Source organism: Enterobacter sp. MF024, from assembly GCF_005843915.1.
Taxonomy (GTDB): domain Bacteria; phylum Pseudomonadota; class Gammaproteobacteria; order Enterobacterales; family Enterobacteriaceae; genus Enterobacter; species Enterobacter barmai.
Genome location: NZ_VCBB01000008.1, coordinates 1 through 24,986, shown reverse-complemented (window position 1 = coordinate 24,986; position 24,986 = coordinate 1). Strand labels below are relative to the sequence as shown.

The following is a 24,986-nucleotide window of genomic DNA, read 5'->3' as shown; positions in this document are numbered from 1 at the left end:
CAAGGAAAGAGTTATGCGCGTATTTCGTAATTTCACGATCCGCTTCGTCATGCTGACGATTCTGGGTATTTTCTGTTTAATGTGGGCGGGCGTGGGGCTGTATGGCTCCTGGGCGCTTTCCCGCGTGGCGGATGGCAACGAGGTCGATCGCCAACTGGTCAAACAGATGACGGTGCTCAGTCAGGGCAACGATCAGTACTTCCGTTTTGTCACCCGGCTGAGCCGGGCGATGGAGACGCAGGCGGCGGGCGGTACGGCGGATCTCACCTCCGTGCAGCAGGCGCTACAGACCATGAGCAACAGGCTCGATGAACTGAAAGCCATGTCGCCGGGGCCAATGGATGCAGAGATCTCCTCCCGGGTGATCGCCAGTTGGCAGGCGCTGCTGGATAACGGCGTCAAACCGCAGATGCAGCTGGCAGAGCAGGGCAACATCGAAGGCTATCGCCAGCAGGCGAACAACGTCACCCCAGCGCTAAGCCGCGCCTTTGGCGAGAGTGCCGGGCAGTTCAATAAGGCCGCCGATACCATTCTCGACCGGATCCGCGTCACGGTGGACGGCTTCACCAGCGTCACCCGCACGGTGATCATCACCGCGACGATCGTCGGCCTGCTGATCCTGCTGTTCGCCGACCGCTACCTGGTCGCCATGCTGGTGAAACCCCTTGAGCAGCTTCGCCACCATTTCCGCCAGATTGCGCAGGGCGATCTCAGCCAGCCGATCGTGCCTTTTGGTCGTAACTGCGTGGGCCAGCTGGTGCCGCTGCTGACGGCGATGCAGGACAGCCTGCGCGACGCGGTAAGCACCATCCGTAACGGCAGCGAGAACATCTGGCGCGGGGCGACGGAGATCTCCAGCGGTAACAACGATCTCTCCTCCCGTACCGAAGAGCAGGCGGCGGCGCTGGAAGAGACCGCCGCCAGCATGGAGCAGCTCACCGCCACGGTGAAGCTCAACGCGGACAACGCCCGCCAGGCGAGCGAACTGGCGGACGTGGCCTCGGCCAGCGCCAGTCGCGGCGGCGCGCTGGTGGACAACGTGGTCAACACCATGACCGGCATCTCCGTCAGCTCGAAGAAGATTGCCGAGATCACCAGCGTTATCAACAGCATCGCCTTCCAGACTAACATTCTGGCCCTCAACGCGGCGGTAGAAGCGGCGCGCGCGGGTGAGCAGGGGCGTGGCTTCGCGGTGGTGGCGGGGGAGGTGCGTAATCTCGCCAGCCGCAGCGCCAATGCGGCAAAAGAGATCGAAGGGTTGATCGCCGACTCCGTCTCCCGTGTGGAGGAGGGAGCAAAGCTGGTGAATGATACTGGCACCACCATGGAAGCGGTGCTGCGCGACATCACCGGCGTCACCACCATCATGAAGCAGATTGCCAGCGCCTCGGAAGAGCAGAGCAAGGGCATTTCCCAGGTTGGGGTGGCGATTACCCAGATGGACGGCGTGACCCAGCAGAACGCCTCGCTGGTGGAGCAGGTGTCGGCGGCGGCTTCCGCGCTGGAGCGCCAGACCGAAGAGCTGCAACGCTCGGTGCAGAAGTTCCGTCTGGCGGGCTAACGCCGGGCGAGCTGTGCGTCGCTGATCAACTGCGTCACCTGCGACAGGTGACCAATTTTCACTTCGCTGGAGCGCCGGAACTTGCTTTTGTCGATCAGCAGCAGCGACTGGCTGGCGCGGCTCAGCAGCTGCGACTTAAACCCGGCGCTGTGCGGGGTGGGATCCCACATCACACCCTGCTCATCCACCCCTTCACAGGAGAAGATAAACAGGTCGATCTCCAGGGATTTCAGCTGCGTGACCAGCGCCGGATTGACATAGCAACGGTATTTGCGCTCCAGCGTTCCGCCCGAGCAGATCAGGGTGATGCGCTCGCGCTTCGCCATTTCATGGCAGATGGGCAGGCTGTTGGTGAACACCGTCAGGGCGATATCTGGCAGCTGTCGCGCGAGGTGAAAGCAGGTGGAGCTGGCATCCAGCGCCAGGGTCATCCCTTCGCTGACCCAGTCCAGCGCGTGACGGGCGATATCGGCTTTATCGGCGTAGTGGCTCTTCAGCCGCGCGCCGAAGGGCTCGCCGCCGTCGCGGTGATCCGGGTGGATCGCCCGCGCCCGCCCGTGATGCCGTACGATCTTCCCCTGCTGCTGGAGCTGGTTCAGATCGCGGCGAATCGTCTCTTTACTCACCCCAAGCCCGGCGGCCAGCGCCTTTGTCGACAGCCAGTCGGAGGCCGCCAGCAGGCGAAGGAGATCCTGATGGCGGGTGCTTTTCATGCGTCTGTTCCGCTGCGGGTGATGGAGAGCAACGTCTGGCCGATCGCCACGCCGTTCTTGCCGGTGTGCTTAATCTGATACATCGATCGGTCGGCGCGGCGCAGGGCATTGACGAAATCATCCTCCTCCTGCACGTCGTCAATACCTACCGAGGCGCCGACCTGCGCCTGGCCGTTATCCAGCTCGAATGGGGTCAGCGCCGCCTTCAGGCAGCTGTGGGCGGTGCTGTTCACCAGCAAACTGCTGAGCGGGAAGGGCAGCAGGAGCACAAACTCATCACCCCCCAGACGCCCGACAACCGCCCCCGGCGGGCAGGCCTCGCGCAGACGCTGGCTAAGCTGGATCAGCAGCTCGTCGCCGCTGCGGTGCCCAAAGGTGTCGTTAACCGTTTTAAAGTCATCCAGATCGATAAAGGCGATGCAGAGCGGCCCCTGGGCTTTGAGCTGGGCGAAGTGCTTGATCAGGGCGTGGCGGTTGGCAAGGCCGGTGAGCGGATCGTGATTCGCCAGCTGGGCCAGCTGCTCCTCGTACTGCTTCTCTTTGGTCATGTCGATATGGGTGCCGGTCACCTTCAGGGGGTTGCCGTGTTCATCCCGGTCGGTGACCCGACCCCGGTCCAGCACCCAGGTGACGGTGCCGTTTTTGTGCTGCATGCGGTGCAGCGCTTCATAGAAGGGTGTTTTGCCGTGCAGGTGATCGTAGAACGCATCCAGCACGTTCTGCCTGTCATCCGGATGCAGATGCTCACGCCAGATCTCAAACTGCGCGTTCAGCTCCTTGGGCTGATAGCCCAGCATCGAACCCCAGCGGCGGTTATAGATGATCAGCTTCCCGGTAGGGACGTCGAGCTGCCATAAACAGAGACCGGTTCCGTCGAGCGCAGCACTGAGCTTGTTGCGGGCGTCACGCGCCAGCCTGGCAAGCCGGGCATTATGCTTTTTGAGATTCTGAATCTGCTGTTTCAGCGCCTTTTCTGACATACCCGGATTCTTCAGGAAATAAGAACGATTCTTGCCATTTACCCGGCGCTTGTAAATATGATGTTGAAAAAAGAGGAGGATTTGCGTTAAGGATTTTTACCCCTAAAGGAGGCGCGACGTCATAACCTCATCGCTGTATAATAATATATATAACGAATGTGAGGACATGATGAAACAACGATTCTGGCAAGCATTAACCCTGTGTACAGTGGCTTTACTCCCTCTCTCTTCCCGGGCTTCCCGCCTGATTACCGACCAGATTGGCCGTCAGGTGACCGTCCCGGACGCCGTCTCCAGGGTAGTGGTGCTCCAGCATCAGACCCTGAACTTGCTGGTGCAAATGAACGCCACCGACAAAATCGTCGGCGTGATGGCGAACTGGAAACAGCAGCTGGGCGAGGGGTACGCCCGTCTGGCCCCGGAGCTGAGCCAGAAAGCGGTGCTTGGGGATCTCACCCACGTCGACCCGGAAAAGCTGGTGGCCCTGAAGCCGGACGTGGTGTTTGTCACCAACTACGCGCCGCAGGAGATGATCGACAAGATCAGCAGCCTTGGCATTCCGGTGGTTGCCATCTCCCTGCGTCACGATGCCGCGGGTGAAAAAGCGAAGATGAACCCGACGATGGCCGACGAAGAGCAGGCGTACGATCTGGGGCTGCGCGAAGGGATCACCCTGATCGGCGAGATCGTCAATAAACAACCGGAAGCGAAAGCGCTGATCGAGGCCACGGACAAAGGCCGCGACATGGTCAGCGACCGCCTGAAAGATATCCCGGCGGAAAAACGCGTTCGCGCGTACATGGCTAACCCGGAACTCACCACCTACGGCTCCGGGAAATACACCGGGCTGATGATGGCCCACGCGGGGGCGGTTAACGTGGCGGCGGCGACCATTCAGGGATTCAAAACCGTGGCGATGGAGCAGGTGATCGCCTGGAATCCGCAGGTGATCTTCGTTCAGGACCGCTACCCTTCGGTGGTCAATGAGATCAAAACCGGTGCCCAATGGCGGACCATCGACGCGGTGAAAAATCAGCGCGTCTACCTGATGCCGGACTACGCCAAAGCCTGGGGCTATCCGATGCCGGAGGCGATGGGCATTGGCGAGCTGTGGATGGCGAAAAAGCTCTACCCGGAGAAATTTAAGGACGTGGATATGCGCAAGGTCGCCAACGACTGGTATCAGCGTTTCTATCGCACCAGTTATCAGGGGATCGACTGATGCGGGTCCTGGCGGCGGGCAGCCTGCGGATGGTATGGCCGCAGCTAATGGCGCACTTCCCGCAACCGGTGGAAACGCAGTTCGGCCCGGCCGGGCTGTTACGGGAGCGTATAGAAGCAGGCGAGGCCTGCGATCTCTTTGCCTCGGCCAATCTGGCCCACCCGCAGGCGCTGCTGGCGGCCGGGTTGGCGCAGTCCGTGGTGCCGTTTGCCAGCAATATGCTCTGCCTGACCGTGCGTAGCGATGTGCTGCGCGACAGCGATGACTGGCGCTCGGTGTTATCCCGGGATGACCTGCGTATTGCCACCTCGACGGCGGGAGCCGATCCCTCCGGGGATTACACCCAGACGCTCTTTACCCGGATGGGTGACGCGGGCGAGGCGGTAAGGCGAAGGGCGAGGGCGCTGGTGGGGGGACGAGACTCGACACCTGTTCCGGCGGGCAGGCTGGCGGCAGAGTGGATTATCCTGGGCGGGCAGGCGGAGATATTTATCGGCTACGCCAGCTACGCGGCAGCATTGCGGAAGGTCGCAGGGCTGACGGTCCTCGACATCCCGGCCCTCTTTAATCCGCGTGCGGAGTATGCGTGCGCAGTGATAACGCCGCAGGGGCAGGGGCTGGCGGGTTTTTTACAGTCGGATGAGTCAAAAGCGATACTGCATCAGGCGGGGTTCGGTGGGTAATTCTGCCGGGTGGCGCTGCGCTTACCGGGCCTACAAAACCTGACTCGTAGGCCCGGTAAGCGAAGCGCCACCGGGCATTTGCAAACATCTTAACCCTGTCGTTTATCCTCGGTACTGGTCTCAAAATCGCTCGCCGAGTGGCGCTCGTGAAGCTGCTCGTTCAGCTCCCCGTTGGTGCGGTTGACGATACGCCCGCGCTTCACCGCCGGACGGCTGGCGATATCCTTCGCCCAGCGCTGAACGTTCTTGTAGCTCTCTGCATCCAGGAACTCCGCCGCGCCGTAGACCTGTCCCAGCGCCACGCTGCCAAACCACGGCCAGATGGCGATATCGGCGATAGTGTACTCCTCGCCCGCCACGTAACGACCCCGCGCCAGCTGTTTATCCAGCACGTCGAACAGGCGTTTGGCTTCCATGGTGAAGCGGTCAATCGCGTACTCAATTTTCACCGGCGCATAATGATAGAAGTGGCCGAAACCGCCGCCGAGGAACGGGGCGGAGCCCTGCAGCCAGAACAGCCAGTTCAGGGTTTCAACCCGTCCAGCCGGATCTTTTGGCAGGAAGTGACCGAATTTCTCCGCCAGATAGAGCAGGATATTGCCGGACTCAAACACGCGGGTTGGCGGCGTGGTGGAGTGGTCGCGCAGGGCCGGAATTTTGGAGTTCGGGTTCACGTCAACAAACCCGCTGGAGAACTGATCCCCCTCGCCGATACGGATCAGCCATGCGTCGTATTCTGCGCCGGTGACGCCCGCCGCCAGCAGCTCTTCCAGCAGAATGGTTACCTTCTGGCCGTTCGGCGTGCCCAGGGAGTAAAGCTGCAGCGGATGCGAACCGACCGGCAGCTCTTTGTCATGCGTGGCGCCCGAGATGGGGCGGTTGATGCTGGCGAACGCGCCGCCGTTGGGGTTCTGCTTCCATTCCCAGACTTTCGCTGGCTGGTAGTTATTGTCGGACATGTTGACCTGCCTTTTTGCGGATGTGTTGAGGCAGTTTAGCAGGAGTTCCGTGAACGGTTTAACGAACTGAGCGCATAAGCATATGCACTATTCCTTCTGGCGCTTATATATATAAATTCCGCATAAGCTTAATCGAAAATCGCATTTTCATTGTTAATGCGAAAGCGGCGGAAGCTGAATATGATGCGCAAACAGATATCTGTGAAAAATAAAAATGAGCAGTTAAAAAAACTTTCAAGGCAAGGAGTTAGTGAGATATGCGTAAGCCATTAGTATCTGCTGTTCTGGTCGCCCTGGCGCTGGTCGCCGCAGGCTGTGATGATGCCAAAAATAAAGAGACCGCGTCGGCGCCAGCCGCCAAAAGCGATGCGCCGAAAGAGGGCGGTTCCCTGATTATCGGCATCACCTCCGGCGACCCGTTAGCGGTGAACCCGCTGTATGCCAGCGACCGTACCACCCTGACGATCATGCAGGCGCTATACTCCCCGCTCTACAGCTTTAACGATGGCAAAATCGAATGGGGTCTCGCCGAAAGCCTGACGCCATCCGCCGATAACCTCAGCTATACCCTGACCTTAAAACCGAATCTGAAGTGGCAGGACGGCCAGCCGCTGACCGCCGACGACGTGGTATTCACCTTTAATAAGCTGCTGGAAGAGAAGCAGCACAGCTTCTTCCGCAGCATGTTCACCTTCGGCGGCAAGCCGGTGGCGGTGAGCAAGGTGGACGATCGCACCGTGAAATTCACCCTGCCGCAGGTGAGCGCCGCCTTTACCGGCACCCTGGTGCAGATCTACCCGATCCCGCAGCACGTTTTTGCTAATGAAGCGGATCTGGAAAAGAGCACCAAAAACGATGCGCCGGTCGGTTCCGGTCCGTTCAAGTTTAAAGAGTATCGCGCCGGGCAGTACTACGCCCTGACCCGCTTCGACGATTACTGGAACGGTAAAGCGAAGCTCGACTCCGTGACCTACCGTTTCGCCAAAGACAGCAACTCCGCCAACCTCGCCCTGCAAAATGGTGAGATTAACCTCAAGATGGTCGATCCGCAGGACGTGTCGCGCCTGAAGAACACCGGCAAGTTTGACTTCGTGGTCTACCCGGAAGGGCGTCTGGCCTATATGACCTTCAACCAGAACATACCGGTGATGAAGAGCAAGGAGCTGCGCCAGGCCATCGCTTACGCCATCAATAAAGATGAGCTGACCCAGACCGCGTTTACCTCGCTGGACTACGCTAAACCGGCCACCTCGTTCCTGACCCCGGATACGCTCTACCAGACTGACGACGTCGAGCAGTACAAATTCGATCAGCAAAAAGCCAAAGATCTGCTGAAAGCCTCCGGCGCGCCGGAGAACCTCAAGCTGCGTCTGGCCTATGTGAACACCAACAAAACCCAGGAGAGCCAGGCGCTCTACATTCAGCAGGCGCTGAAGGGGATTGGGGTTAACGTCGAGCTGATGCCGCTGGACTCCAACGCCATGTCCCAGCGCAGCCTGGATATGAACAACACCGCCTGGGAGCTGAATCTTGGCGGCTACATCATGGGTGCCGAGCCGGATGGCTACAAATCGCTGTTTATGAGCAACGAAGCCTACAACTACGCCCACTACAAGAACCCGCAGTTCGATGCCCTGTGGGATAAAGGGGCGGTGGAAACTGACAGCGGCAAACGGGCGACGATCTACAAGCAGATCCAGCAGACCGTGGCCAACGACATGACCTACTACCCGATCGCCTACACCAACGCCACCGTCGCGGTGGATAAACGCTTCGGCGGCACCAAAGAGGCGGAGCCGAAGCCGGTGTATATGTTCCAGGATCTGTCGAAAATCTATCAAAAATAAGCTGTTGCCCCGGTCGGAAGATCGGGGCTTTTTGTTGGGTAAGTCGTTGTAAGGGCATGTCGTGAACACATTACTCACGCGTCGGTTGCTGCAACTTGTGCCGATGCTGTTCTTTATCTCGCTGGTGGCATTCCTGCTGGTCAAGCTCGCCCCCGGCGATCCGGTCGCGGCCTATATCACGCCGCGCATGGCACCCGAAGATATCGAGCGAATCCGCCAGAGTCTGGGGCTGGATAAGCCGCTGGTGACGCAATATTTTCTGTGGCTGAAAAACATTCTGCAGGGCGATCTCGGCTATTCGCTGATCTACCACCGCCCGGTGCTGACGATGATTGCCGAGCGTATTCCGGCGACCCTTGGGCTGATGGGGGCCTCGCTGCTGATGGCGATAATCCTCGCTATTCCGCTGGGGCTGCTGGCAGGCGCCTTTAAGCACCGCTGGCTGGATCATGTTCTGAACCTGTTCGCCTATATTGGTATCTCGGTGCCGATCTTCTGGTTTGGCATTCTGCTGATCACCGTCTTTGCCGTGCAGCTCAACTGGTTCCCCAGCATGGGAATGCGCACCATCGGCATGGAGGATAACTGGCTGGACGTGGTGCGCCACGGCGTGCTGCCGTGCATCGCGCTCACCTTCTATAACCTCTCCAGCTACGTGCGCTACATCCGCTCCAACACCATCTCCCAGCTCTCCGCCGACTACGTGCAGACCCAGCTGGCCTACGGGGCGACGCGCACCAGCATCCTGTTCCGCCACGTGCTGAAAAACGTGCTGCTGCCGGTGATCACCCTGTTCGGCCTGTCGTTTGGCGAGCTGGTGGTGGGAGCCTACGTCACCGAAAGCGTCTTCTCGTGGCCGGGCATGGGGCTGCTGGGGATCCAGTCGATCACCTCCCTCGACTACCCGCTGATCATGGCCATCATCATGCTGTCGTCGCTGATGCTGATCGTCGGTAACCTGATCGCCGATGTGCTCTATCGCTTCGCCGATCCCCGTATTCGCACCCTGAGGTAACCCCGGATGAGCAGACGCTGGCAACAGGTTCGACACCAGCTGCGCCGCAATCGTCCGGCGCAGTTCTCTCTGTTTGTACTCTTTATTTTTATCGTCGCCGCGCTCTGTGCGGGCTTAAGTCCTTACGATCCGGACCAGATGGCGCTGGGGGCGCGCACCCTGCCTCCCGACGCCGCCCACTGGTTCGGCACCGACGAGTACGGACGCGACTACTTCACCCGCGCCCTCTACGGCGGGCAGATTTCGCTGATGGTGGGCTGTCTGGCGATGGTCTTCTCCACCCTGATCGGCACGCTTGTTGGCACCCTGAGCGGCTACTTCGGCGGCTGGCTGGATAACCTGATGATGCGCGCGGTGGATATCCTGATGGCGATCCCGGCCTTCTTTCTGCTGCTGGTGCTCAACGCCTACCTGAAGCCCGGCGTGGATAACATCATCATGATCATCAGCCTGCTGACGTGGATGAACATGTCCCGGCTGGTGCGGGCCGAAACCCTGTCGGTTAAGGAGCGCGAGTATGTGCTCTACGCCCGCGCCTCGGGGGAACACCCGCTGCGGATCATCCTGCGCCACATCATCCCCGGCGTGCTGCCGACCATTATCGTCGCCGCTACGCTGAATATCGCCTCGGCAATTCTGATGGAGTCGACCCTCAGCTTTCTCGGCCTTGGCGTGCAGGCGCCTGCCGCGTCCTGGGGCAGCATGCTTAACAACGCCCAGTCGTATATCGGCGAGGCCTCCTGGCTGGCGATGTTCCCGGGCATTCTGATCCTGCTGACGGTGTTCAGCTTTAACGTGTTGGGCGACGTGTTCCGCACCGCCTTTGAGCCGGGAGCGAACCGTGATGAGTAACTTACTCGAACTCGATAACCTGCAAACCACCTTCCGCACCCGCGATGGCGATGTCCACGCGGTGCGCGGGGTGAGCTTCCACGTGAAGCCGGGCGAGCTGGTGGGCATTGTGGGCGAATCCGGCTGCGGTAAAAGCGTCACCTGCAAGTCGATCATTCAGCTTCTGGGCAGCAACGGGCGCATCACCGGCGGGCAGATCCGCTTTAACAATGACGATCTGGCGCAGAAAACCCCGGAGCAGATGCGTGCTATTCGCGGGAACCAGATCGCGATGATTTTCCAGGATCCGATGACCGCCCTTAACCCGGTGGTGACCATCGGCAGGCAGATGTCCGAGATCCTGATGCGCAATAAAGGCTTAAATAAGAGAGCGGCGAAGGCGGCGAGTATCGCCATGCTGGAGCAGGTGGGCATCGCCGAGGCGGAGCGCCGCTACGGGCAGTATCCCCACGAGTTCAGCGGCGGCATGCGCCAGCGGGTGATGATCGCTATCGCGCTCTCGTGCGATCCGCAGCTGCTGATCGCCGATGAGCCCACCACCGCGCTGGATGTCACTATTCAGGCGCAGATCCTGCGTCTGCTGAAAAGCCTGCAGCAGAAAACCCATACCGCTATCCTGCTGATCACCCACGATCTGGGCGTGGTGGCGCAGGTGTGCAGCCGCGTAGTGGTGATGTACGGTGGGCTGGTGATGGAGGAGGGCAGCGTGGAGGATATCTTTTATCGCCCGGCGCATCCCTATACTCAGGGTTTGCTGGCATCGCTGCCGCACCCGGAGCAGACCAGCCATCGCCTGTCGCCCATTGAAGGGTCGCCGCCGGGGCTGCTGGATCCACCCCCCGGCTGCCCGTTTGCCGAACGCTGTCCGAAGCGGATGCCCCAGTGCGAGCGTCAGCCCCCGTTTTATCGCCCCGATCCGGGGCATCGCGCCGCCTGCTGGCTGCTGGCCGATAAGGAGGTTCAGCCATGAGTGAACAACACGCCCCGCTGGTGAGCGTGCGGGATCTGCATAAACACTTCACCCTCAACGGCGGTCTGCTGCGCAAAGGGGTGGCGGTGAAAGCGGTGGATGGCGTCAGTTTTGACATCCAGCCGGGCGAGACCTTTGGCCTGGTGGGGGAGTCCGGCTGCGGTAAATCGACCCTCGGGCGCGCCATTCTGCGGCTGTTTGATATCACCTCCGGCGAGATCCACTTTGCCGGGCAGGAGATTGCCAGGGCCAGCGAAAAACAGCTCAAGCCGCTGCGCAAGCGGATGCAGGCGATCTTCCAGGATCCGTACTCCTCGCTGAACCCGGGGATGACGGTGCAGCAGCTGGTGGCGGAACCGATGCAGATCCACGGCTACAGCCGGGAGGAGCAGCGGGAGCGTACCGAAACCCTGCTCTATAAAGTGGGGCTCAAGCAGGAACATTTGCAGCGTTTCCCGCACGAGTTCAGCGGCGGCCAGCGCCAGCGGATCAGCATCGCCCGCGCCCTGTCGGTGCGCCCGGAGTTTGTATTGTGCGATGAGCCGCTGTCGGCGCTGGATGTTTCCGTGCAGGCCCAGGTGGTGAACATTTTGCAGGATCTGCAGCAGGAGCTGGGGCTGACCTACCTGTTTATCGCCCACGACCTGTCGATGGTGCGGCATATCTCGACCCGCATCGGGGTGATGTATCTCGGCAAGCTGGTGGAGGTGGCACCCGCGAACGCGTTGTATCAACATCCGGCGCACCCCTATACCCGGGCGCTGCTGGCCTCGGTGCCGCAGCCCGATCCCCGCATTCGTAACCTTGAGCAGGCGACGTTGCGCGGGGAGATCCCAGGCCCAACCTCGGTGCTCCCCGGATGTAAGTTTTGCAGCCGATGCCCGCACGTGATGCCGCTATGTCGCCGCGAAGTGCCTGCGATGCAGGAGATCGCCCCCGGCCATTTCGCGGCCTGTTGGTTGTTTAAGGTGTGAGCCCGCGCCGTGAAACAGTATGCCGATTCGCACGCGTCGCGCTATCGGGGCTTTATAAACAGGAGAGTGCATGACTCAGGCAATAATGCTGCAGGGAACCGCGTCCGACGTGGGTAAAAGCGTGCTGGCCGCGGGCCTGTGCCGCATTTTTTATCAGGATGGCTGGCGCACTGCCCCCTTTAAATCGCAAAACATGGCGCTCAACTCCGGGATCACCCCGGACGGCAAAGAGATGGGCCGGGCGCAGATCATGCAGGCCGAAGCCGCCGGGATTGTGCCGGATGTGCGCATGAACCCCGTTCTGCTCAAACCCGCCGCGGGCAGTCAGGCCCAGGTGGTGCTGATGGGCGAGGTGGCAAGCAATATGGATGCCGCCCGCTATCACGACTTCAAGCCGCGTCTGCGCGAGCAGATCGCCGGGGTGTATCAGAGCCTGGCGCAGGAGTATGACATCCTGGTGCTGGAAGGGGCCGGGAGCCCGGCGGAGATCAACCTGCGCGATCGGGATATCGCTAACATGGGAATGGCGGAGCTCGCCGGATGCCCGGTGATCCTGGTGGCCGATATCGATCGCGGCGGGGTGTTTGCCGCCATCTACGGCACCCTGGCGCTGTTGCAGGATCACGAGCGCTGGCGGGTCAAAGGGGTCATCATCAACAAATTTCGCGGCGATGTGGCGCTCCTTTATTCCGGGTTACAGCAGATTGAGTCCCTCACCGGCGTACCGGTACTGGGGGTGATGCCGTGGCTGGATCTCGACCTGGAGGAGGAGGATGGCGTGGCGCTCCAGCGGGGCAGCGCGCGCCAGTCCCAGGATCGCGATATCGACATCGCGGTGGTGCACTTACCCCATATCGCCAACTTCACCGATTTTAATGCGCTGTCAGCGCAGCCGGATGTGCGGGTGCGCTACGTCAGCCAGCCTGAAGAACTGGCGGGCGCCGACCTGCTGATCCTGCCCGGGAGCAAAAACACCCTTCACGATCTGAACTGGCTGCGCGAAAGCGCCATGGCCCACGCCCTGCTGCAACGACACCGCGACGGCGTGCCGCTGCTGGGTATCTGCGGCGGGTATCAGATGCTGGGCGATACCCTGATTGACGAAATCGAATCCGGCCTCGGGCGCATGCCGGGGCTGGGGCTGCTCAATACCGTCACCCGGTTTGCCCCGCATAAAACCACCACCCAGGTCAGCGCGCAAATGGCCGCAACGCTGCCGGGCTGGCTGGCACCGCTTGCCGGGATGACGCTTCAGGGTTACGAGATCCACATGGGGCAAACCACGCTGGCCGAGGGCGCGCAACCGGCGCTGTGGCTGCAAAAAGAACCTGCGGTGGCCGACGGCGCCGTGAGCGACGACGGGCTGGTGTGGGGCACCTATCTGCACGGCCTGTTCGACAACGATACGTTCACCCGCACGCTGGTGGACAGCCTGCGGGCACGGAAGGGGTTACTTCCTCTCGGATCCGCGCCACAATACGCCAGCTATAAAGCACAGCAGTTTGACCGGCTGGCGCAGACCATGCGCCAGCACATTGATATGGCCAAGATTTATCAGATCATGCGTGAGCATCAGGAGTGCAGGGAATGATTGTTGTGACCGGTGGGGCGCGCAGCGGTAAGAGCGCCCACGTTGAGGGGCTGGTCGCCCGCCAGTATTCACAGGTGTTATATATCGCCACCTCCACCGTTACCGATGATGAAATGGCGGCGCGTATCGCCCGGCATCGCGCCCAGCGGCCAGCTCACTGGCGCACGCTGGAGTGTTATCGCGATCTGGATGCGGTTATCCGCCAGCAGGTGCAGCCGGGCGAAGCGGTGGTGATCGAGTGCATCACCACCCTGCTGGCGAACCTGCTGTACGACGCTTCCGGCGGAGCCGATCCCGATACGCTGGATTTTGACGCGCTGGAGAATGGGTTGCAGCAGCAGATCGACGCCCTGATTACCGCCTGCCAGCAAACCCGCGCCCCGGTCTATATCGTCACTAACGAACTGGGGATGAGCATCACCCCGGAAAACCGTCTGGCGCGGCATTTTGTCGACATCGCCGGACGAGCGAATCAAAAACTGGCCCGGGCGGCAGAAGAGGTCTGGCTGGTGGTCTCAGGGATTGGAGTGAAAATCAAATGAACTTAGCGATGCTATGGGCGACGCTGCGCCTGATGTCACGTATTCCGGTGCCGGAAAAATGGGCCGACGGGGTGGAGTTTCGCCAGCTTGCCCGTGGGGTGCCGTGGTTTGTGCTGATTGGCGCCATCATTGGCGTGCTGGCCGGGCTGGTGGCGGTGGTGGTGAACCAGACCGGGGGCGGTATCTACATCGCTGCCGCGGCATACGTGCTGGCGCTGGTGCTGCTGACCGGCGGGTTCCATCTGGACGGGCTGGCCGATACCTGCGACGGCATCTTCTCCGCCCGCACCCGGGAGCGGATGCTCGAGATCATGAAGGACAGTCGGCTCGGCACCTTTGGCGGCCTGGCGCTGGTCTTCTCCATTCTGATTAAGGTCTGCGCGGTCTTTACCCTGGCGCAGCTTCCGCTGAAGGAGTGGTTCTCGCTGCTGGTGTGCGCCCCCATTGCCGGGCGCGCCGTGCTGGTGCTGGGGATGTACGGCCAGCGCTACGCCCGCGAGGGGGAAGGGATGGGCAGTCTCTATATCGGCCAGGTGGGCTTGCGAAAAACGGCGCTCACGCTGCTGGCCGGGGCAATCGCCGTGGGGCTGATCGCCGGCATCCACGGGCTGGCGGCCATCCTGGTCACTTACGTCGTGAGCTACGCGCTGGTGCACTCTATCCGCCGTCGTCTGGGCGGGCAGACCGGCGACACGCTGGGTGCGCTGGCAGAGACCGCCGAGATGGTGTTTCTGCTGGCCTTACTGTGGGTGTAACGCATGCGAATTTTTCTGGTTCGTCACGGGCAGACCGCCGCTAACGCAAGCGGCCTGTTCTACGGTAGCACCGATGTTCCCCTGACCCCGCTCGGCATTGAGCAGAGCACCCGCGTGGCCGGTTTGCTGGCGGAGGTCGCTTTCAGCCAGGTGCTTTCCAGCCAGCTCACGCGCGCCCAGCAGACTGCCGAGCTGATCGTCCCCATCACCGGGTTCGATCCCCGGCTGAACGAGATGGATTTTGGCCGCTGGGAGATGCGCCATTTCAGCGACATCGCCGAAGAGGAGCCGGAAGCCTGGCAGCGCTGGATAGATGACTGGCAAAACGCCACTCCGACCGAGGGTGAGCCGTTTATCCACTTTGCCGAACGGGTGAAGGCGGTGGCGGAAGAGTTAGCCCTGCGCAGGGAGCCGGGGGATATGCTGATCGTGGCGCATCAGGGGGTGCTCAGCCTGCTGCTGGCCCACTGGTTACGCATGCCGACAGAATCGTTATGGCATTTCCCGTTTAAGCAGGATGCGTACACGATGGTAGAAAATCGCGACGGGTTTATGGTGTTACGCGTTTTTAACGACCGCAGCCCTTTCCAGGCAGAAGAATGAGAACAAGCATGCAGACAATACAGGACCTGGTGGCCGCCATTCGGCCGTTGGATCAGCACAAACAGGCGCTGGCAGCGGCACATATCGATGGCTTAGTGAAGCCGCTCAACAGCCTGGGCCGCCTCGAGACGCTGGCGATCCAGCTGGCGGGGATGCCGGGGTTAACCCGGCTCGACAACCTGCAAAAAGAGATCGTGGTGATGTGCGCCGATCATGGCGTTTACGACGAGGGGGTGGCTATCAGCCCGCAGCAGGTCACCCATCTGCAGGCGCTGAACATGCTCAAAGGCACCTCCGGGGTCTGCGTGCTGGCGAAAAGTAACGGTGCCTCGGTGCTGCCGGTGGATATCGGCATCGATTGCGAACCCATCGACGGAATGCTGAGCCTGAAGGTGGGGCGCAAGAGCGGCAACATCGCCCGTGGCCCGGCGATGAGCCGCTCTGAGGCGGAGCACCTGCTGCTGCGTAGCGCACAGCTGGTGCAAACGCGTGCGGCAGAGGGGATTGCGGTATTTGGCACCGGCGAGCTCGGTATGGCCAACACCACGCCCGCGTCGGCCATTATCAGCGTGCTGTGCGGCTGCGATCCCCATGAGATCGTGGGTATCGGCGCGAACCTGCCGGCGGAGCGGATGGCGCATAAAGAGGCGATGGTGCGTCAGGCCATTGACGTGAATCAGCCCAACCCTGCCGATGCCATCGACGTGCTGGCGAAAGTGGGCGGCTACGACCTGGTGGGGATGACCGGCGTGATCCTCGGGGCGGGAGCCTGCGGGCTGCCGGTAGTGCTGGACGGTTTTCTCTCCTATGCCGCGGCAATAGCCGCCTGCCAGATTGCGCCTGAGGTGAAAAACTACTGCATTCCGTCGCATTTCTCGGCGGAAAAAGGGTCCCAACGGGCGCTGGAACACCTCGGCTTAACCCCCTATCTCTACCTGGATCTGCGTCTCGGCGAAGGGAGCGGGGCAGCGCTGGCGATGTCGATCGTCAGCGCCGCCGGGGCCATGTATTGCGAAATGGGCGTGCTGGCAGAGAGCGGGATCAGCCTGAAGGCGTAAGCTGGCGCTGATGCCATCTTCCCAGCAGCAGCACGGTGGTGAGCGCGCCGAGCAGGGCGCAGAACATATCCGACTGGGTGTCCCACTGATCGCCCTGGGTGCCGAGGAAATCATCCGCGCCTTGCCCCATAGCCAGCGCCGCCCACCATTCGATTAGCTCGTAGGTGGCACTGATCGCCAGCGCCACGCAGCACACCAGAAAGCCCGTCATCTTATTGCCCCTGACGTAGCCGCCGCGCACCAGGATCTCCCGTGCCGCCAGCGCCGGGACCAGCCCCTGGAAAAAGTGCCCCAGCTTGTCGTACGGGTTGCGGCTCAGGTGGAACATATCCTGCACCGCAAAGCCCACGGGCACTTTGGCGTAGGTGTACATTCCGCCCACCATCAGGATGATGGCGTGCCAGAAAATCAGGAAGTAGAGCAGGGGCGTCAGCGGGTAGCGGCGTTGAGTGGCCAGCAGCAGCGGCACGATGATGATGACGGGGGTCACTTCCATCAGCCAGGTGATGCGGTCCTGGGTATACAGGCCGGTATAAATGAGGATCAGCAGCAGAAGCAGCGCGCCGACCTTTAATGCAGAGGAGAGAGCGGATTGTGTCATGTTATTTAAGTGTTTAGTAAAACAGACACTATCGATCTGCCCGGCGAAAAACACAACATTTTACGCCGGGCATAAAAAAACGGGGCCGCTGTGGGCCCCGTTGATCGTTTATAACAATCAGAACGACTTGCGTAAACGCAGGCTGAAGGTGTGCGCCTGGTAACGGTCGCCGGCCTGCAGATCGTAACGTGCGTCGAAGCTCAGGTCGTTGGCGTCGTAAAGCGTGCTGCCGATGGCGATGCCAGCCATATCTTCCACCGGTGAAGCACCTTTGGTGATAAAGCTGGTTTCACCGATGGCGTCGGCGGCGTAGGTCGCATGGCTGCTGACCTGACGGTTATCGTACTGGTGGATCCACGAGACCTGGGCGAATGGCGTCAGGTTACCCAGACCGGTAGCGAAGGTCTTCTCGATGCGGGCACCGATATCGCTCACGACCGACTGGCTGTGGGTGCTGCTCACATCCAGCGCCATACCGTTGCCGCCGGTTTCGCTGTAGCCGTCCACATGCTGATAGCCGTAGGTCAGGCCCGCCAGCGGAGTCAGGACCACATTGGCTGGCAGCGCGATCGGGTAGCCAAACTCACCTTGCAGGGTAACGGACTGACCGTTGAACTTGCCGTGGGCCGCGCCGGAGAAGCCGGTGAAATCTGCCCGGCGAACCGAGCTGTAGTTCTGACGGTTCAGGCCCGCGGAGAGGTTCAGGTACCAAGGATTTCCGGTGTAGCCCGCGTAACCAATCACCCCGTAGTTGTCGGCGGTGGAGTTGTTGCCGCTCAGGTTGTCTTTACCATGCACGGAGGTGTTGCTGTAGTTCAGCGCCGCACCCAGACGCCAGTCGTCGCCCAGCGCGCGGTCGGCACCGATGATCAGGCCGCCAAATTTCGCTGAGTAACCGCTCACGTCGTCGCTGCTGTCCTGACGGGCATAGCCGCCGAACGGCTGTCCCCAGACGATCCAGTTATCCGCGTAGTCGTCACCGGTTGCTACCCCGCTGACGCCGGAGGCTTGCGGGTTACGAACGGCATCGATGTGAGCACCCACTACGGCCTGAGCAGTAGAGGTGGCAACGGTTGCCGCTGAACTGGTGTTGAGGTTCTGGCTGGTAGAGAGACGCTCGCCAACGCGGTTCGCCTCTTTTTTACCTTCAATCGCCAGCGAGGCGTTATACAGGTTCAGCAGCTCCGGAGAGGCGATACCGGAATAGCTCGCCAGGCCGCCGAGTGAAGCGGTGGCGCTTGGGATAGTGGCATAACCCTGCTTGCCCGGCTGGGCAGGGGCTGGCTGTGATGGCGCAGGCTGCGTCGGCTGCACTGGCGTTGTCACCACCGGCGGGGTGACTTCCGGTTCTGTGACCACCGGCGGAGTGACTTCTGGTGTCGGCTCAGGCTGAGGTTCAGGCTGCGGCTCTACCGGATCGGGAGTGACCGGCTCTGCGCCCAGGGTTAACACCAGCGCTTTGCTCTGGGCGTCTTCATAGACGGTGCCGTTAACAGTGCCACGGTAGCCGAGCGCTTTGTAGTTCAGCTGGTCAGCGTGATAGTCGGTCTGCGCACCTGCGGCATTGATCACCACGTAACGCTGCCCTTCGGCGAACTGATAGGTGTTGCCGGTACGCAGCAGATTGATGCTGGAGCCCGCGTCGATAGTGGCGTTGCCGCTGACGTTCAGACGACCATAGCCCGCGTCGGCAAGCAGATCGCCGCCAGCCACGGCCAGATCGGAGACGCCGGAGATCAGCGTGGCGGCCGCTTTCTGGTGGTAATCGCCCAGGATGTTGAGGCTGTTATTCACCTGCAGGGACGCGGCTTCGTTCAGCACGATGCCGGGCGTCACTTCCACTTCGTCGCTCATCTGCACTGACATCAGGCCATACTCGGGGATGCTGCTAAAGGTACTGATGTTGTCGTTGAGCAGCAGGGCGCCGCTGCCGAATGTCACGTTGGAGGCGGTAATAGTGCCCGTCGCGCCGTCGAGGCCGGTCAGGGTACCCATGTTGGCGCCGCCGTTAATGGTTAATGGCGTCGCGCTGGTGGAGTAGATATCACCGGTCACGGTGCCGGTATTATTGAGGGTCACCGTGTCGCTGTTATTGCCGTTTACAAACAGGGCATAGCCGCCACCGCTTAGTTGACCGTTGTTGACGATCTCGGTGTTGCCCTGGTTGTTGTAATTCCAGATGTAGATCCCGCTCCAGTTACCTGAGATTTCACCATTATTCTCGATGGTGCCAATCTTGCTGTTGCTGCTGTTGTTGTACACAGCGGTGTCATTGGCGGTGATGGTACCGTTATTTTCAAGGGTGCCGAGGGTGCCGGAGTTGATAATGCCGTAGGAGCTGCCGTTGATTTTATCGTCATTGACGAGGGTGTTGATGACGCCCTGGTTAATGATAGCGGAGGTGCCGTAATAGTCGGTCGTGCCGCCTTCAATGGTTCCGGTGTTATGCAGCGTGCCAATCGTGCCGCTGTTAAAAATGGCGCTTTTCTGCCCAACGTACATGCCGTTCTCATTGTTCACGGAAGAGATCAGGCCAGCGTTGGTCAGGTTATCAATGGTGCCCAGATTGTTGATGCCGCGATAGCCTACAATCTTGCCATCTGCGGTATTGGTCAGGGTGCCGATAGTCCCGGCATTGCTCAGCGTCCCGGTGTTATTAAACCCGAAGATGCTGTAAGAACCCGGCATGCTCTCAAGGGTGCCGCTGTTGGTGAAGGTATCAACCACGCCCGTTGCACCCACCGCCACGACGCTGCCATTTTGGTACTGGCTCAGGCTGGAGATGGTGCCGTTATTGTTAAGCGTACCTACTGTTCCATTAATCTGAACAATATTGTCGTTTCCTGATAATGGGTTATCAACGCTACCGTTAATGATCCCGTCATTGGTAAGTGTGGTTACAGTAACGTCCGCGTTCAGGGTTAAGGCGGTGGTAGGGGTACCTGTAATGCTTCCCGCCTGCGTGATGTGCACCAGCTCTTTTGAATCGGCGATCTGAACATTACTCGTCGGCGTGTCGATAATTAACTCGGGAGACGTTGCGAAGGCTTGCGCAGCGCTTGAGGCAACCAGCAGGGAGATCAGCTGGCTAAGGCGTTTCTTTTCCATGGTATTCCGTCATAAGTTGCGATGTTGTGCAAAATGCTGGGGCGATTTCTTCGGATTAATCCGATATCTTCGGGCGCAGAATATACAATTTGTTGCCGAAAACAATAAGGGATGCTTAATTATTTCAGGCTGAATTAATTCCACATTTTTTGTGATGTTTATAATTTGAGTTAAGGCTGGTGGCGGCATGAGGATATATCCTCACCTTTTGCAGGGAACCTTATTGATTAGTTTGTCTTTATTATTGAGCGGGTGTATTTCCGTCGATCCCAACACCGCCGCGCAGCAGATCGCCGCTCATAGTGGTCTTACCAGTGAAAAATTTGACTCAGATCCCTACCCGATTGTCGGCTGGCATCGGATCGTGCCGCCGGTTAACACGCTGCATGTCTATATCGAGGGGGATGGCTTTGCCTGGAAAAACCGCACCACGCCATCCGATAACCCGACGCCGCGTAATCCCGTCGGCCTGAAGCTGGCGGCAGCGGATAAACACGCCAGCGTGCTTTATCTGGCCCGGCCCTGTCAGTTTATCGGAGCACCTCTGCCGGCCCGTTGCAGCGTCAATATCTGGACTCAGGATCGCTTCTCACCTGCGGTTATCGACGCCATGAACGCGGCGCTTAACCGGGCTGTACAGCGTTATCCCGGGGTGAAAATCGATCTGATTGGCTACTCCGGGGGCGGAAATATTGCCGCGCTGCTGGCGGCACGGCGGAGCGATGTGCGCTCCCTGCGCACGGTGGCGGGGAATCTCGACATTGCGTATGTGAACGCCCTGCATCATGTCACTCCGATGCCCGCGGCTAAGAGCGCCATTGAAAGTGCCCCGGCGCTTCGCAGTCTGCCGCAGATCCACTTCAGCGGTGGGGATGACACTACCGTGCCGCCCGCCGTTGCCAGGCGGTTTCAGCAGGCGGTGGGGGAGAATTGCACACGGGTAGAAACGATCGGCGGAATGGCGCATGGCTCGGACTGGGCTAACGTCTGGCCGCAACTGCTGGCGCAAGGTTTGCCGGGATGCTGAATAAACCGATCGCAAAATGTTACCCTTACGCACCCCGGCGACGGTTGAAGGATTTCAGGATCGAATAATGAAAAAGAAAGAGTTTGTGACTCAGGATCTGCTGAGCAAAATCTATCAGGACACCACGGCGGGGCCACGCAAACTTCCCCCTGAAAGGCAGCTTGCTGAAGAGTATGGCGTGTCACGTTTCACTATCCGCCAGGCGCTGGAGAAGCTGGTGAGCATTGGCGTGGTGCGGATAGTTCAGGGGTCGGGTATCTGGATCAACGAGCACGCCCGCAATAACCCGCTGATCTACAACTCGATCACGGAAAAGCGATTCGACCAGATGCGCTACCGGATGATCAGCCTGCATAAAACGCGGCCCGACCGCGCGGTACAGCAGATCTTCGGTATCGATGAAGAGAGTTTTATCTGGCACTTTTGTCGTCTGCGCTATGTCGATGACCAGCCCGTACAGCTGGAGGTATCCAGCATGCCCGCCGCCGATTTCCCCGATCTTAATCAACAGGTCATTGAGCGCTCTATTCAGCAGTACGTATTAAGTAAGGGGCTGGTAATTTCCCATATGCTCACCACCTACCGGGCGGTCAGCGTCAGCCGTGAACAGGCGGTGCTGCTGGGCTGCAAAAAAGGCGGGCCGGCAATGCATATCAATAACCGGGGAATACTGGAGGGGGGCCGGGTATTTGAGGTGAGCGACATCATTGATATCAACTACACCTGCACTTACGTCAGCCCCTGGAATCGCGATAATTTAGCCTGGCGGCAAAATCAGGGCGTATGAATGGTGCCGTCCGGCAGGCGGCTTTGCGTCCACTCGTGCGGGCGATAAACCACCGGATACGCCAGGGCCTGCTCTTCATTAAAGCCGGTGCCGATGCCTGGTGCGGCCGGCGGGTAGACAAACCCGTCCTTCACCTCAGGCGCGCCGGGAAACACGCTGTCGGTCGTGGCTGAGCGGGGGATAAACTCCTGAATGGCGGCATTGTGCAGATGAATATTCAGGTGCGTATTTACCGCCACGCCGATCGGGGTCATATCGCCGGGGCCATGCCAGGCAAGGCGCACGCCAAAGGCCTGGCATAAATGCGCCAGCTTAAGCGCGGGGGTAATACCGCCGATCTGCGAAACATGACAGCGAATAAAGTCGATACGACGATTTACGATCAAGTCGTGCCACTCCGCCGGATTATTGAATAACTCCCCCATCGCCAGCGGGACGCAGCTTTGCTGACGAACCTGTTCCAGCCAGGCGCTCTGCTGGGGCGGCAAAATATCTTCGATAAAATAGGGCTGATAAGGCTCCAGCTGTTTGGCCAGCAGCACCGCCTGCTGGGGGAACAGGCGCTCGTGCACATCGTGTAAGAGCTGGAGCTTCCAGCCATATTTCTCGCGCAGGGCGCGGAACATCTCCACGGTATTGCTCATATATTCATGCTGATCGAACCACGCACCTGCCGTTGGATTCTCCGGGGCGTGCAGGGCCGACGGCGTGCCGCCGTAAAAACCGAGCTGGCAGCGGATATGTCGATAACCCTGCGCCACCAGTTTATCGACCGAGGCAAACAGCTCTTCCAGCGTCTCGCCGCTGGCGTGGCTGTAAGCGGGGATCGCATCACGGGATTTCCCGCCCAACAGCTGATACAGCGGCATGCCAGCCAGTTTTCCTTTGATATCCCACAGGGCCATATCTACGCCGGAGATGGCATTATTCATCACCGGACCGTTACGCCAGTAGGCGTTGACGTTCATCATCTGCCACAGATCTTCGATGTTGTTAGCATCCCGGCCGATCAGCAGCGGTTTAAGGTACTCATCAACAAGTGTTTTAACTGCCAGAGGACGCTGCTGGAAGGTGGCACAGCCGTGTCCGACAGGCCCTTGCTCCGTTGTGACGCGCACGGTTACCAGGTTATGTCGGTCCGGGCGGGTAATAAAACACTCGATATTTTTGATAATCACAGGCGTCACGAGAAACTCCTTTGCTGCGCTGTGGAAATACAGAATGGGAATATCATCACCCCAAAAATGTTGGCGGGTAAATGGTTTTTTTTATTATTTATTTTGGTCAGTTATTTGGTTTTATTTTAATTAAAAACCGTACCAATTTTGCGTTATCTACAGTTTTTTTCTCTTATGCAGGCTGATTGTGAGCGACTTCAAATTTTATTGGTTTGTTTTGTTGTTGTGGTTTATTTATGCTCACCGCATCAATAAAACGACAACAATAAAGGCAGGAGTCTTTATGGGGACGCAAGAAGCCATCAATAATATTATTCGTCTGGTTGGCGGGCAGGGGAATATTAATAAGGTCTGGCACTGCATGACGCGGCTGCGGTTTGATTTAATCGACGATAATAAAGTGGATCAAAACGCGATCAAAAATGTGCCCGGTGTGCTGGGGGCACAACTCCAGAGCGATCAGTTTCAGGTGATTATCGGTCCCAAGGTTAACAGCTGGTACGAGCAAATGCTCAGCGTGCTAGGTCAGGATGCCAGTAATGCACCAACGGCAAAAAAGGGGCGTAAAAGCCTGGTCTCTCTCTTTATGGATACCGTATCGGGCGTATTTGGTCCGATTGTACCGGCCATTGCCGGGGCTGGGATGATCAAGGGCCTGCTGGCTGGGCTCATCGCGCTTAAGGTGGTGTCGGCAAAAAGCGATACCGTTATGGTGATAGACCTTATCGCCAGCGGCGTCTTTTATTTCCTGCCGTTCTTTCTTGCGGTGTCGGCGGCGAAGATTTTTAAAACGAATGAGTATCTCGCCGCAGCGGTTGCTGCCTGTCTGATGTATCCCTCCTTAATAGAAGCGGCGAAAGCGCTGGCGACACATCAGGAAGGTGCGGTGAGTGCCCTCTGGTTAATGAATGCGATCCCGGTATCCGTCTTTAACTATGCTTCGAGCGTGATTCCGGTGATTTTCTCGGTGCTGGCACTGAGCTATATCCATCGCTGGGTCGACAGCATTATGCCGGATGTGCTCAAAACCGTATTTACGCCCACGCTCACCCTCTTTATAGGTGCGCTGGGGGCGCTGGTGGTGATCGGCCCCATCGGCATCTGGCTGGGTAAAGGACTCGCCTTCTTTATAGAAGGGCTGTTTGGTGTGTCGGCCAGTTTTGCCGGGTTCATTGTTGGGGCCATCCGTCCAGTGGCGATCCTGACCGGGATGCACCACGCGATGACGCCCATCGCCCTGCAGAACTTCAGCGACCGTGGCTACGACATGCTGATGCCGATGATGTTTATGGCCAATATGGCGATTGCGGGGGCGACGTTTGCTATCTGGCGCCTGAGCCGTAATCGTCAGGAGAAGACCGTCACGCTGTCGGCGGCCATCTCTGCGCTGCTGGGCATTACCGAGCCGGCACTCTTTGGGGTACTGACGCGCTACAAAAAAGCGTTCATTGCGGCGACGGTAGCCAGCTCCCTCGCGTCTGCCTTCATCGCCTTCTTCGGCGTGCGTCTTTATGGCTATATCTTGTCGAGCATCTTCAGCTTGCCTGCTTATATAGGCCCGTACTTTGTCTTCGCCCTGGCAGGCGTGGCGATATCACTGGTGTTGTCCTTTATGCTGACCACCGTTCTGGTAGGAAAAGAGCAAGCCTCCGAATGATTCAGAACCCCGTCTCACCGCCTGCGCAGCGGCTAATATCACGGTGGTTGTGGATAAGTCTGTGTGTAAACAGGTATAAGGCGGGGTTTTGCTGGGGAATGCAGCAGTCAGTCATTTTTCTGTCATTTAAGGGTTGCGGCCTGAAGAGAACTCCCTATAATGCGCCTCCATCGACACGGCAGATGTGAATCACTTCACACAAACAGCCGGGCCGGTTGAGGAGAAAAGCGTGAAAATAATCGCTTGACTCTGAATGAGGAAGGCGTAATATACGCCACCTCGCAACGGTGAGCGAAAGCCGCG

The 24,986-nt window shown here is 59.3% G+C and carries 22 protein-coding genes; 16 read left to right on the top strand and 6 right to left on the bottom strand.

Annotated elements, in window-relative coordinates; all coding sequences use genetic code 11:
* Positions 1-13: 13 nt before the first annotated feature.
* A complete protein-coding gene (locus tag FFB58_RS13915) occupies positions 14-1,561 on the top strand; it encodes a methyl-accepting chemotaxis protein (RefSeq protein ID WP_138370217.1) in 1,548 nt (515 codons plus the stop codon).
* Here FFB58_RS13915 and fucR read toward each other — a convergent pair.
* Together fucR and FFB58_RS13905 are read right to left on the bottom strand one after the other, a co-directional pair.
* A complete protein-coding gene (fucR, locus tag FFB58_RS13910) occupies positions 1,558-2,274 on the bottom strand; it encodes an L-fucose operon activator (protein ID WP_138370216.1) in 717 nt (238 codons plus the stop codon). The two genes, FFB58_RS13915 and fucR, sit on opposite strands and share 4 nt — an antisense overlap.
* A complete protein-coding gene (locus FFB58_RS13905; protein WP_039031811.1) occupies positions 2,271-3,254 on the bottom strand; it encodes a sensor domain-containing diguanylate cyclase in 984 nt (327 codons plus the stop codon). The genes fucR and FFB58_RS13905 overlap by 4 nt, the downstream gene beginning before the upstream one ends.
* Before the next feature lie 169 nt (positions 3,255-3,423).
* Here FFB58_RS13905 and FFB58_RS13900 point away from each other — a divergent pair, with 169 nt between their 5' ends.
* Both FFB58_RS13900 and FFB58_RS13895 read left to right on the top strand, forming a co-directional pair.
* Positions 3,424-4,476: an ABC transporter substrate-binding protein gene (locus tag FFB58_RS13900; RefSeq protein WP_039031848.1), complete on the top strand. Its 1,053-nt coding sequence runs from the start codon at positions 3,424-3,426 to the stop codon at positions 4,474-4,476.
* Positions 4,476-5,159, top strand: a complete 684-nt coding sequence (locus FFB58_RS13895; protein ID WP_138370215.1) for a molybdate ABC transporter substrate-binding protein — start codon at positions 4,476-4,478, stop codon at positions 5,157-5,159. Before FFB58_RS13900 ends, FFB58_RS13895 begins: the two co-directional genes overlap by 1 nt.
* 89 nt (positions 5,160-5,248) lie before the next feature.
* Here FFB58_RS13895 and yghU read toward each other — a convergent pair whose 3' ends face one another.
* Positions 5,249-6,118, bottom strand: a complete 870-nt coding sequence (gene yghU / locus FFB58_RS13890) for a glutathione-dependent disulfide-bond oxidoreductase (protein WP_039031813.1) — start codon at positions 6,116-6,118, stop codon at positions 5,249-5,251.
* 257 nt (positions 6,119-6,375) lie between these two features.
* Here yghU and FFB58_RS13885 point away from each other — a divergent pair, with 257 nt between their 5' ends.
* From FFB58_RS13885 to cobT, 10 genes are all read left to right on the top strand, one after another.
* On the top strand, positions 6,376-7,965 hold the full coding sequence (locus FFB58_RS13885; protein WP_138370214.1) for an ABC transporter substrate-binding protein: 1,590 nt from the start codon (positions 6,376-6,378) through the stop codon (positions 7,963-7,965).
* A gap of 61 nt (positions 7,966-8,026) precedes the next feature.
* Entirely contained in the window at positions 8,027-8,980 is a 954-nt protein-coding gene (locus FFB58_RS13880; protein WP_039031817.1) for an ABC transporter permease, read from the top strand.
* A gap of 6 nt (positions 8,981-8,986) precedes the next feature.
* Positions 8,987-9,832 carry an ABC transporter permease gene (locus tag FFB58_RS13875; RefSeq protein ID WP_138370213.1) on the top strand — a complete coding sequence of 282 codons (846 nt, stop codon included), beginning with the start codon at positions 8,987-8,989 and terminating at the stop codon, positions 9,830-9,832.
* Positions 9,825-10,802 carry an ABC transporter ATP-binding protein gene (locus FFB58_RS13870; protein WP_039031819.1) on the top strand — a complete coding sequence of 326 codons (978 nt, stop codon included), beginning with the start codon at positions 9,825-9,827 and terminating at the stop codon, positions 10,800-10,802. The genes FFB58_RS13875 and FFB58_RS13870 overlap by 8 nt, the downstream gene beginning before the upstream one ends.
* On the top strand, positions 10,799-11,776 hold the full coding sequence (locus FFB58_RS13865) for an ABC transporter ATP-binding protein (protein ID WP_138370212.1): 978 nt from the start codon (positions 10,799-10,801) through the stop codon (positions 11,774-11,776). The genes FFB58_RS13870 and FFB58_RS13865 overlap by 4 nt, the downstream gene beginning before the upstream one ends.
* Before the next feature lie 70 nt (positions 11,777-11,846).
* The gene (locus tag FFB58_RS13860) at positions 11,847-13,367 is read left to right on the top strand and encodes a cobyric acid synthase (RefSeq protein WP_138370211.1); all 1,521 of its coding nucleotides are present in this window, start codon (positions 11,847-11,849) and stop codon (positions 13,365-13,367) included.
* Positions 13,364-13,909, top strand: coding sequence for a bifunctional adenosylcobinamide kinase/adenosylcobinamide-phosphate guanylyltransferase (cobU, locus tag FFB58_RS13855; protein ID WP_138370210.1), 546 nt, complete (start codon positions 13,364-13,366; stop codon positions 13,907-13,909). Before FFB58_RS13860 ends, cobU begins: the two co-directional genes overlap by 4 nt.
* The gene (gene cobS / locus FFB58_RS13850) at positions 13,906-14,664 is read left to right on the top strand and encodes an adenosylcobinamide-GDP ribazoletransferase (protein WP_039031823.1); all 759 of its coding nucleotides are present in this window, start codon (positions 13,906-13,908) and stop codon (positions 14,662-14,664) included. The genes cobU and cobS overlap by 4 nt, the downstream gene beginning before the upstream one ends.
* 3 nt (positions 14,665-14,667) lie before the next feature.
* On the top strand, positions 14,668-15,267 hold the full coding sequence (locus tag FFB58_RS13845) for an adenosylcobalamin/alpha-ribazole phosphatase (protein WP_138370209.1): 600 nt from the start codon (positions 14,668-14,670) through the stop codon (positions 15,265-15,267).
* A gap of 8 nt (positions 15,268-15,275) precedes the next feature.
* On the top strand, positions 15,276-16,325 hold the full coding sequence (cobT, locus tag FFB58_RS13840) for a nicotinate-nucleotide--dimethylbenzimidazole phosphoribosyltransferase (RefSeq protein WP_138370208.1): 1,050 nt from the start codon (positions 15,276-15,278) through the stop codon (positions 16,323-16,325).
* On the opposite strand, the gene FFB58_RS13835 is transcribed toward cobT, so the two are convergent.
* Together FFB58_RS13835 and FFB58_RS13830 are read right to left on the bottom strand one after the other, a co-directional pair.
* Complete coding sequence (locus FFB58_RS13835; RefSeq protein WP_138370207.1) at positions 16,309-16,926, bottom strand: DUF2238 domain-containing protein; 618 nt, start codon at positions 16,924-16,926, stop codon at positions 16,309-16,311. The two genes, cobT and FFB58_RS13835, sit on opposite strands and share 17 nt — an antisense overlap.
* A gap of 117 nt (positions 16,927-17,043) precedes the next feature.
* Complete coding sequence (locus FFB58_RS13830) at positions 17,044-20,034, bottom strand: autotransporter domain-containing protein (RefSeq protein WP_138370206.1); 2,991 nt, start codon at positions 20,032-20,034, stop codon at positions 17,044-17,046.
* A gap of 187 nt (positions 20,035-20,221) precedes the next feature.
* Here FFB58_RS13830 and FFB58_RS13825 point away from each other — a divergent pair, with 187 nt between their 5' ends.
* Together FFB58_RS13825 and FFB58_RS13820 are read left to right on the top strand one after the other, a co-directional pair.
* The gene (locus FFB58_RS13825; protein WP_138370205.1) at positions 20,222-21,061 is read left to right on the top strand and encodes an alpha/beta hydrolase; all 840 of its coding nucleotides are present in this window, start codon (positions 20,222-20,224) and stop codon (positions 21,059-21,061) included.
* Positions 21,062-21,128: 67 nt separating this feature from the next.
* Positions 21,129-21,848, top strand: a complete 720-nt coding sequence (locus FFB58_RS13820; protein ID WP_039031828.1) for a GntR family transcriptional regulator — start codon at positions 21,129-21,131, stop codon at positions 21,846-21,848.
* Here FFB58_RS13820 and FFB58_RS13815 read toward each other — a convergent pair.
* Positions 21,836-23,035: an enolase C-terminal domain-like protein gene (locus FFB58_RS13815; protein WP_138370204.1), complete on the bottom strand. Its 1,200-nt coding sequence runs from the start codon at positions 23,033-23,035 to the stop codon at positions 21,836-21,838. The two genes, FFB58_RS13820 and FFB58_RS13815, sit on opposite strands and share 13 nt — an antisense overlap.
* 274 nt (positions 23,036-23,309) lie before the next feature.
* Between FFB58_RS13815 and FFB58_RS13810 the strand changes: the two genes are divergently transcribed.
* Positions 23,310-24,683 (top strand): PTS transporter subunit EIIC, encoded by a 1,374-nt coding sequence (locus tag FFB58_RS13810; protein ID WP_138370203.1) that lies wholly within the window; start codon positions 23,310-23,312, stop codon positions 24,681-24,683.
* Positions 24,684-24,986: the final 303 nt, after the last annotated feature.

What these genes read in the sequence shown, in the direction of transcription:
- FFB58_RS13865 (WP_138370212.1), top strand. Translation starts at nt 10,799, where the DNA reads ATGAGTGAACAACACGCCCCGCTGGTGAGCGTGCGGGATCTGCATAAA.
- FFB58_RS13870 (WP_039031819.1), top strand. Translation starts at nt 9,825, where the DNA reads ATGAGTAACTTACTCGAACTCGATAACCTGCAAACCACCTTCCGCACC.
- FFB58_RS13900 (WP_039031848.1), top strand. Translation starts at nt 3,424, where the DNA reads ATGAAACAACGATTCTGGCAAGCATTAACCCTGTGTACAGTGGCTTTA.
- fucR (WP_138370216.1), bottom strand. Translation starts at nt 2,274, where the DNA reads ATGAAAAGCACCCGCCATCAGGATCTCCTTCGCCTGCTGGCGGCCTCC.
- FFB58_RS13845 (WP_138370209.1), top strand. Translation starts at nt 14,668, where the DNA reads ATGCGAATTTTTCTGGTTCGTCACGGGCAGACCGCCGCTAACGCAAGC.
- FFB58_RS13860 (WP_138370211.1), top strand. Translation starts at nt 11,847, where the DNA reads ATGACTCAGGCAATAATGCTGCAGGGAACCGCGTCCGACGTGGGTAAA.
- cobU (WP_138370210.1), top strand. Translation starts at nt 13,364, where the DNA reads ATGATTGTTGTGACCGGTGGGGCGCGCAGCGGTAAGAGCGCCCACGTT.
- cobS (WP_039031823.1), top strand. Translation starts at nt 13,906, where the DNA reads ATGAACTTAGCGATGCTATGGGCGACGCTGCGCCTGATGTCACGTATT.
- FFB58_RS13885 (WP_138370214.1), top strand. Translation starts at nt 6,376, where the DNA reads ATGCGTAAGCCATTAGTATCTGCTGTTCTGGTCGCCCTGGCGCTGGTC.
- FFB58_RS13915 (WP_138370217.1), top strand. Translation starts at nt 14, where the DNA reads ATGCGCGTATTTCGTAATTTCACGATCCGCTTCGTCATGCTGACGATT.
- yghU (WP_039031813.1), bottom strand. Translation starts at nt 6,118, where the DNA reads ATGTCCGACAATAACTACCAGCCAGCGAAAGTCTGGGAATGGAAGCAG.
- FFB58_RS13835 (WP_138370207.1), bottom strand. Translation starts at nt 16,926, where the DNA reads ATGACACAATCCGCTCTCTCCTCTGCATTAAAGGTCGGCGCGCTGCTT.
- FFB58_RS13895 (WP_138370215.1), top strand. Translation starts at nt 4,476, where the DNA reads ATGCGGGTCCTGGCGGCGGGCAGCCTGCGGATGGTATGGCCGCAGCTA.
- FFB58_RS13875 (WP_138370213.1), top strand. Translation starts at nt 8,987, where the DNA reads ATGAGCAGACGCTGGCAACAGGTTCGACACCAGCTGCGCCGCAATCGT.
- FFB58_RS13820 (WP_039031828.1), top strand. Translation starts at nt 21,129, where the DNA reads ATGAAAAAGAAAGAGTTTGTGACTCAGGATCTGCTGAGCAAAATCTAT.
- cobT (WP_138370208.1), top strand. Translation starts at nt 15,276, where the DNA reads ATGCAGACAATACAGGACCTGGTGGCCGCCATTCGGCCGTTGGATCAG.
- FFB58_RS13810 (WP_138370203.1), top strand. Translation starts at nt 23,310, where the DNA reads ATGGGGACGCAAGAAGCCATCAATAATATTATTCGTCTGGTTGGCGGG.
- FFB58_RS13905 (WP_039031811.1), bottom strand. Translation starts at nt 3,254, where the DNA reads ATGTCAGAAAAGGCGCTGAAACAGCAGATTCAGAATCTCAAAAAGCAT.
- FFB58_RS13825 (WP_138370205.1), top strand. Translation starts at nt 20,222, where the DNA reads ATGAGGATATATCCTCACCTTTTGCAGGGAACCTTATTGATTAGTTTG.
- FFB58_RS13830 (WP_138370206.1), bottom strand. Translation starts at nt 20,034, where the DNA reads ATGGAAAAGAAACGCCTTAGCCAGCTGATCTCCCTGCTGGTTGCCTCA.